This is a genomic window from Oleiphilus sp. HI0086 (assembly GCF_001635225.1).
This window is the reverse complement of the sequence record NZ_LWFZ01000975.1, coordinates 1-1,613: the sequence shown is the minus strand read 5'-3', so window position 1 is coordinate 1,613 and position 1,613 is coordinate 1. Positions and strand designations below refer to the sequence as shown.

General features: G+C 44.3%; 3 protein-coding genes. All 3 read right to left on the bottom strand.

From position 1 onward, the window contains the following. A partial coding sequence (locus tag A3756_RS17565; protein WP_156490567.1) for an FAD-dependent oxidoreductase occupies positions 1-208 on the bottom strand: 208 nt, incomplete at its 3' end. A 59-nt stretch (positions 209-267) separates the two neighbouring features. Continuing rightward, positions 268-501, bottom strand: coding sequence for a (Na+)-NQR maturation NqrM (nqrM, locus tag A3756_RS17560; protein ID WP_068506484.1), 234 nt, complete (start codon positions 499-501; stop codon positions 268-270). Positions 502-510: 9 nt separating this feature from the next. Continuing rightward, complete coding sequence (locus tag A3756_RS17555; RefSeq protein ID WP_156490566.1) at positions 511-1,527, bottom strand: FAD:protein FMN transferase; 1,017 nt, start codon at positions 1,525-1,527, stop codon at positions 511-513. Positions 1,528-1,613 lie beyond the last annotated feature (86 nt).

The following is a 1,613-nucleotide window of genomic DNA, read 5'->3' as shown; positions in this document are numbered from 1 at the left end:
TGGTATTGGTGTTAAAGGTAATAATCTGCTTAACGGCGTGTCGAAGTGCTTTGGAAGGTATTGTTCCAACATGAGCACAGTTCCCGCCAACTACGGGTTTATCTTCGATCACAGCGACCATTTTATGGCCTTTTGCAGCGTTTAACGCTGCCCCTTCACCTGCAGGGCCTGCGCCAATTACTACAACATCATAATGATACTCAGCCATATAACCTTGATCTCCTGAACCTCTAGAAAAAACCGTATGTAATGATACTTAAGCTGTATCTACTTCATTGCATTATAAGAAATATCTTTTCCGGCAGCGTCTTTAGCAGCACTATCAACTTCTTTGTCGCATTTATCCTTGTCACCGCCACAGACGTCGCAAGCAACCTCCATACCAAGCGCACTCATTCCACCACACGAACCGGTAATCGGCTTATTGGCAAAAATAACGCCAACAGCCATAACCAACATTAACAGGGCAAGAACACCGAAAACTATGAAAAATAACTCCATAAGTTCCTCCTACTTAAGATACTGTTTAAACGAATCAGTGTGCATTGTTATGAGGCCTTCATCACCTCGATAGATAAATAACGCACTGATATTGTGCTTTGAGGCAAACTCATACCCCCTCTGCTCACCCATCACCATTAGCGCCGTCGCAAGCCCGTCAGCTAACATGCAATCTTCAGCAATCACACTAACAGATGCAAGCAGATGCTCAACTGGCCTGCCGCTGAGTGGGTCAATCGTGTGAGAATATCGTTTACCATTTTCTTCAAAATAATTTCGGTAATCGCCCGACGTAGCGAGCGCAGCATTACCAAGATGAACCCTAGTATAAACGTTTCTACCCTGTTTATCAGGTGATTCAATACCTAATACCCACAAGGAGTCACGAACACTTCTACCATGAGTCACTACCTCACCACCAATTTCTACCAGAAAGTTTGCGATGCCTTGGTCACGCAACGCGATAGCAACTTTATCTGCTGCAAAACCTTTAGCAATAGCAGAGAGGTCTAATTCTACGTCCTGGAGTTTGTACAGTTGACCGTCAACCAATTTAAAGCGTTGAACACCTACTTTTTCAAGCACAGAAGCGAGATTCTTTTCATCAACAACTATCCCCTTGTGCTTAGAGCCACCGCCAAAGCCCCAGGCATCAATTAGCGGACCAACAGTTGGGTCGAAGCTCCCTTCGCTCAAGTTATTTAACGCAAGCGCCTCATTAAGCACTTCAATAGTTGCGGCCGACAAGGAAACACCCTCACCTATAGCAGCGCGATTAAATCTAGAGACTTCGGAGTCAAGCTTATAGGTAGACATCAAAGAGTCTATCGAAGCAAGCTCAGCCTCAATCGCAGAATGAATCGTATTTAGCTGTGAACTATCAACCTCCGATGGGCTCACAATATTTATATTGTAAGTGGTACCCATCGTCGAACCACTTAAAGAATATTGAAGTCGGTCTGGATGAGGTTGGCCGCACGCCATTAGGCCGAGCATCAAAACCAAAAAAATAGAAAATCTAAACACAATAAATAAAAACCGCTGTAAACGAAAAACGCCAGCCTTGTTCAGGGCTGGCGTAACTAGAAATATAACTAGACGAGATTAACCGC